The sequence below is a fragment of the Erwinia sp. genome, from assembly GCF_031978025.1.
Taxonomy (GTDB): domain Bacteria; phylum Pseudomonadota; class Gammaproteobacteria; order Enterobacterales; family Enterobacteriaceae; genus Erwinia.
On sequence record NZ_DALZCD010000174.1, the window covers coordinates 2,794 to 9,054 of the forward strand.

Below are 6,261 nucleotides of genomic sequence, written 5' to 3' on the forward strand. Positions count from 1 at the left end.
GCTTCTGTGCTTCTGTGCTTCTGTGCTTCTGTGCTTCTGTGCTTCTGTGCTTCTGTGCTTCTGAGTTTCTGAGTTTCTGAGTTTCTGAGTTTCTGAGTTTCTGAGTTTGTGTTTCTGTTTGATGTGGGCAGTACCGCGCGTGACGGGGGGACGAAATCAATCAAGCCGGCCAGATGTGTCTGTTGCCAGTCGTTCAGGCCTTATTAAGGTTGGTGAAAAAAGTCATGCGCGCGATCAAAAAGCCCAACGCAAATCTTTGCAAGATAGGCCGCAGATGCGCGTAGCGCGTCGATTTCTAACCGGACAGGTAACCCAGGAGAACGGTCATCATGATGTACCTTACGCTGTTTATTGCCATCGTGGCGGAAGTGATTGGCACAACCTTGCTGAAAACTTCGGAAAATTTCACACGGCTTTGGCCAGGCCTGGGCACCGTGCTGTGCTACGGCATCGCTTTTTACTGTCTTTCCCTGACGCTACAGCATTTGCCTACCGGCATCGCCTATGCCATCTGGTCCGGCGTCGGTATTGTCCTGATTTCGCTGGTTGCCTGGCTGTGGCACGGCCAGCGTCTGGATTTGCCCGCGTTAATCGGCATGGCCTTTATTATCGTCGGGGTCATTATTATCAATACGCTGTCTCGCGCCGTTTCACACTGATGGCTGGCCGGTATCGGCGCTGAGTAGCGCCGATACCGGCAGCAGATTGTACTGTGAGGCCAGTAATCCCCGTCGCGCTTTTCCCCGTTTCTGTCGCTAAAAAGCGGCTTCCGCCCATTGCCGTTGCGTTAATTCGCGCCGCGCTGCGGCTGATGCAAAAGAGGCTAAATCGGCCATTTTTTATCCTGCCGTTGCAGAATTTTTGTCTGTAATGGCAGATATAAGCAAAGCGTATCGTTAAAAAAATGGGATTCAGGCGACTATTTTCAGCGGTTTTTTTGCAACGCGTTCCACTGGCTGATGATTTTCCGGCGCTATTTTAAGCGGCATAAAAAGTTAATGGCGCATTATATGCGCTGGAAAAGCCTGGTTTTGGTTATTTTTTATATTTGCCTGTCGCCTCTCATCCTCTGTGTAAATAGCCAACGGCTGTATTGACGTTTTATGCAACTGTTGACAAATTGATCGCTCAGAAGAGAAAGGATAAGGATTTGTCTGATGGCTTCAGCCTCGCCGCTTCTTCTACCCAAACCTTCTGACGCGTACGGGCCACCCTAAAAAAATACAGGCCTGACGAACTGCCTAACACACCATCACAACTGGAGCAGAAGCATGCGTAACTCCCTGGCTAAAAACAGGATGCTGAAGGTTGGTCTGAGCCTGGCCGCCCTGACCGTGGCCGCTGGCGTCCAGGCCAAGACCCTCGTTTATTGTTCCGAAGGATCGCCTGAAGGTTTTAACCCACAGCTTTTCACTTCTGGCACCACTTATGATGCCAGCTCCGTGCCGATCTATAACCGTCTGGTCGAGTTCAAGGTTGGCACCACCGAGCTTCAGCCTGGTCTGGCGGAAAAATGGGACGTCAGCGAGGACGGCAAAACCTACACTTTCCACCTGCGCAAAGGCGTAAAGTGGCAGACCACTAAAGATTTTAAACCCACGCGTGACTTTAATGCCGACGACGTGGTGTTCTCCTTTGAACGCCAGCTGGATAAAAATAACAAGTACCATGGCGTCTCCGGCGGCAGCTACGAGTACTTCGAAGGCATGGACATGCCGAAGCTGATTGCTAAAGTCGAGAAAGTGGACGACCAGACGATACGCTTTGTACTGACCCGGGCGGAAGCGCCGTTCCTGGCCGATCTGGGCATGGATTTTGCCTCTGTCCTCTCGGCGGAATATGCCGACAACATGCTGAAAGCCGGCACGCCAGAAAAAGTCGATCTGAACCCGGTCGGTACCGGTCCGTTCCAGCTGCTGCAGTACCAGAAAGACTCCCGCATCCTTTATAAAGCCTTTGACCAGTACTGGGGCACCAAACCGAAAATCGATCGCCTGGTGTTTTCTATTACGCCGGACGCCTCGGTGCGCTATGCCAAGCTGCAGAAGGGCGAGTGTCAGGTAATGCCTTACCCAAATCCGGCCGACATTGCACGCATGAAGGAAGATAAAAATATCAACCTGATGCAGATGCCTGGCCTGAACGTCGGTTACCTGTCCTACAACACCGAGAAAAAACCGCTGGATAACGTCAAGGTGCGTCAGGCGCTGACGATGGCGGTGAACAAGAAAGCGATTATCGACGCGGTCTATCAGGGCGCGGGTCAGGCGGCGAAAAACCTGATCCCACCGACCATGTGGGGCTACAACGACGCGGTGCAGGATGACGCCTACGATCCAGCCAAAGCCAAAGCGCTGCTGAAAGAAGCGGGCATGGCGGATGGCTTCTCGATCGACCTGTGGGCGATGCCGGTGCAGCGTCCGTATAACCCGAACGCCCGCCGCATGGCGGAGATGATTCAGGCCGACTGGGCAAAAATCGGTGTGAAAGCCAAAATCGTTACCTACGAGTGGGGTGAATACCTCAAACGCGCGAAAGCGGGTGAGCATCAGACCGTGATGATGGGCTGGACGGGCGACAATGGCGATCCGGATAACTTCTTCGCCACGCTGTTCAGCTGCACCGCTGCGAAGGATGGCTCTAACTACTCTCGCTGGTGCTATAAGCCTTTCGAGGAGCTGATCCAGCCTGCGCGCGCCGAAGCCGATCACAACAAGCGTATTGAGTACTACAAACAGGCTCAGGTCATCATGCATGACCAGGCACCTGCACTGATCATCGCGCACTCGACTGTGTATGAGCCAGTGAGCAAAAAAGTCTCTGGCTACGTGGTCGATCCTTTAGGCAAGCATCACTTCGAGAACGTCGATATTCAGGAGTAAAGAGAGCGGCCGGTTCGCCGGCTGCTTTACCCATCCCTGTGGGCCGTGTTCGACGGCCCGTCGCAAGGCTTAAGTCAATCTGGTCAAGGCGCCGGCAACGGCGTCGCGGACGGGCTGCCCGACCGTAAGATGTGAGCAATTATAATCCCCCAGGCTACGGTCTGCGGGAACTTAGAGAGAATCCGGATTATGCTGCAGTTCATACTCCGACGTCTGGGACTTGTTATCCCGACGTTTATTGGTATCACCCTGTTAACCTTTGCTTTTGTCCATATGATCCCAGGCGATCCGGTACTGATTATGGCGGGCGAGCGCGGCATGTCCGCCGAACGCCACGCCCAGCTGTTGGCACAAATGGGGTTGGATAAGCCGCTGTGGCAACAGTATGCCTCCTACGTCTGGGGCGTACTTCACGGCGATTTGGGCATCTCCCTGAAAAGCCGTATCCCTGTCTGGCAGGAATTCGTCCCGCGCTTTAAGGCGACGCTGGAATTGGGCACCTGCGCCATGATCTTCGCGGTCGCGGTCGGTATCCCGGTCGGCGTGCTGGCGGCGGTAAAACGCGGCTCCATTTTCGATCACACTGGCGTCGGCATCTCGCTGACCGGCTATTCCATGCCGATTTTCTGGTGGGGCATGATGCTGATTATGCTGGTTTCCGTTCAGCTTAACCTGACGCCCGTTGCCGGACGCATCGGGGATACGGTGTTTCTGGACGACAGCCAGCCGCTCACCGGATTTATGCTAATCGACACCCTGTTCTGGGGCGAGCCCGGCGACTTTAAAGATGCCGTGATGCATATGATCCTGCCCGCAATCGTGCTCGGCACCATTCCGCTGGCGGTGATTGTGCGCATGACGCGCTCGGCGATGCTGGAAGTGCTGGGCGAGGACTATATCCGTACCGCCCGCGCCAAAGGGTTGACGCGGATGCGCGTGATCGTGGTGCATGCGCTGCGTAATGCGATGCTGCCTGTGGTGACGGTTATCGGACTCCAGGTCGGCACCATGCTGGCGGGCGCCATCCTGACCGAAACGATTTTTTCCTGGCCTGGTCTGGGCCGTTGGCTGATCGATGCGCTCCAGCGTCGCGACTACCCGGTAGTGCAGGGCGGCGTGCTGATGGTGGCCATCATGATCATTCTGGTCAACCTGCTGGTTGACGTGCTTTACGGCGTGGTTAACCCGCGCATTCGCCACAAGAAATAGGGGGCTTCGTATGTCTTTAGTCGATCCGGGCAGCGTGCCCGCCGCACCCAAGCCGATGACCCCTTTGCAGGAGTTTTGGCACTACTTTAAGCGCAACAAAGGTGCCGTTCTCGGCCTGGCTTATGTGGTCATCGTGTTTTTTATCGCTATTTTCGCCAACTTTATTGCGCCCCATGCGCCAGCCGAACAGTTCCGCGATGCGCTCCTGCATCCGCCAGTCTGGCAGGAAGGCGGCAGCTGGCACTATATCCTGGGTACCGATGATGTCGGCCGCGACGTGCTGTCGCGACTGATGTACGGTGCGCGCCTGTCGCTGCTGGTTGGCTGCCTGGTGGTGGTGCTGTCGTTGATCCTGGGCGTGATTTTCGGGCTGCTCGCCGGTTATGTCGGCGGCACGACCGATGCCATCATCATGCGGCTGGTCGATATTATGCTGGCGCTGCCAAGCCTGCTGCTGGCGCTGGTACTGGTGGCGATTTTCGGGCCTTCAATCGTTAACGCTTCTATCGCGCTGACTTTCGTGGCGCTGCCGCACTATATTCGCCTGACGCGAGCGGCGGTGCTGGTTGAGGTGAGCCGCGACTACGTGACCGCTTCCAACGTGGCGGGCGCGGGCGCCATCCGGCAGATGTTCGTCAATATTCTGCCTAACTGCCTGGCCCCGCTGATCGTGCAGGCATCGTTAGGTTTCTCTAACGCCATCCTTGATATGGCCGCGCTGGGTTTTCTGGGAATGGGGGCGCAACCGCCAACGCCGGAGTGGGGCACCATGCTCTCCGACGTTCTGCAGTATGCGCAAAGCGCCTGGTGGGTCGTGACCTTCCCGGGGTTGGCGATCCTGCTGACCGTGCTGGCGTTTAACCTGATGGGCGATGGCTTACGCGATGCCCTCGATCCGAAACTCAAGCAGTAAGAGGCAGCGATGGCATTATTAACTGTAGACAAACTGTCGGTGCATTTTGGCGACGAAAAGACGCCGTTCCGTGCGGTAGACCGCATCAGCTATCAGGTTGAGCAGGGCCAGGTGGTGGGGATCGTCGGCGAATCCGGCTCCGGTAAATCGGTGAGTTCGCTGGCCATTATGGGGCTGATTGATTTTCCCGGCAAAGTCATGGCCGATAACCTGATTTTTAACCAGCGCGATCTGAAGCGCATTTCTGAGAAAGAGCGCCGTCAGCTGGTCGGCTCGGAAGTGGCGATGATTTTCCAGGATCCGATGACCAGCCTGAATCCCTGCTACACCGTGGGCTACCAGATAATGGAAGCGATTAAGGTGCATCAGGGCGGTAATAAAAGCACGCGTCGTCAGCGGGCTGTCGACCTGCTGACGCAGGTGGGCATTCCCGATCCGGCCTCGCGGCTTGATGTCTATCCGCATCAGCTTTCCGGTGGGATGAGCCAGCGCGTGATGATCGCTATGGCTATCGCCTGTCGGCCAAAGCTGCTGATTGCGGATGAACCGACCACGGCGCTGGACGTCACGATTCAGGCGCAGATCATTGAGCTGTTGCTGGATCTTCAGCGTCAGGAAAACATGGCGCTGATCCTGATCACTCACGATCTGGCGCTGGTAGCCGAAGCGGCACAGCATATTATTGTGATGTACGCAGGCCAGGTCGTGGAAACGGGCAAAGCGGTCGATATCTTTAAGGCCCCGCGCCATCCGTATACCCAGGCGCTGCTGCGCGCGCTGCCGGAATTCGCAGCCGATAAGGCGCGGCTGGCCTCGCTGTCGGGCGTGGTGCCGGGCAAGTACGATCGGCCAAACGGCTGTCTGCTGAACCCGCGCTGCCCGTATGCCACCGACCGTTGTCGGATTGAAGAACCTGAACTCCGTGATATTCCGGGACGCCAGTCCAAATGTCATTACCCTCTGGATGATGCCGGGAGACCAACTTATGAAGCCATCTGATTCCACCCTGCTGATGCAGGCCATCGACCTGAAAAAGCACTATCCGGTCAAGAAAGGGCTGTTTGGCCAGGAGCGCCTGGTAAAAGCGTTGGACGGCGTCTCTTTTAACCTGGAGCGCGGTAAAACGCTGGCGGTAGTAGGCGAGTCGGGGTGCGGCAAATCCACGCTGGGCCGGCTGCTGACCATGATCGAAACGCCAACGGTAGGGCAGCTGTTTTATCAGGGGCAGGATTTATTAAAACACGATCCGGCCGCGCA

General features: G+C 56.2%; 6 protein-coding genes. All 6 read left to right on the forward strand.

The window, feature by feature from the left end; genetic code table 11:
• Window positions 1–329 precede the first annotated feature (329 nt).
• Window positions 330–659, forward strand: a complete 330-nt coding sequence (locus tag RTK32_RS14210; protein ID WP_312045031.1) for an SMR family transporter — start codon at window positions 330–332, stop codon at window positions 657–659.
• Between the two features lie 612 nt (window positions 660–1,271).
• Window positions 1,272–2,882 (forward strand): dipeptide ABC transporter periplasmic-binding protein DppA, encoded by a 1,611-nt coding sequence (dppA, locus tag RTK32_RS14215; RefSeq protein ID WP_312045033.1) that lies wholly within the window; start codon window positions 1,272–1,274, stop codon window positions 2,880–2,882.
• A gap of 189 nt (window positions 2,883–3,071) precedes the next feature.
• Entirely contained in the window at window positions 3,072–4,091 is a 1,020-nt protein-coding gene (gene dppB / locus RTK32_RS14220) for a dipeptide ABC transporter permease DppB (protein WP_312045035.1), read from the forward strand.
• 10 nt (window positions 4,092–4,101) lie between these two features.
• Window positions 4,102–5,004 carry a dipeptide ABC transporter permease DppC gene (dppC, locus tag RTK32_RS14225; protein WP_312045037.1) on the forward strand — a complete coding sequence of 301 codons (903 nt, stop codon included), beginning with the start codon at window positions 4,102–4,104 and terminating at the stop codon, window positions 5,002–5,004.
• A gap of 9 nt (window positions 5,005–5,013) precedes the next feature.
• Window positions 5,014–6,003, forward strand: a complete 990-nt coding sequence (dppD, locus tag RTK32_RS14230; RefSeq protein ID WP_312045040.1) for a dipeptide ABC transporter ATP-binding protein — start codon at window positions 5,014–5,016, stop codon at window positions 6,001–6,003.
• Window positions 5,990–6,261: ATP-binding cassette domain-containing protein (locus RTK32_RS14235; protein WP_312045042.1), on the forward strand; the 272-nt coding region annotated here is incomplete at its 3' end. The genes dppD and RTK32_RS14235, both read left to right, overlap by 14 nt.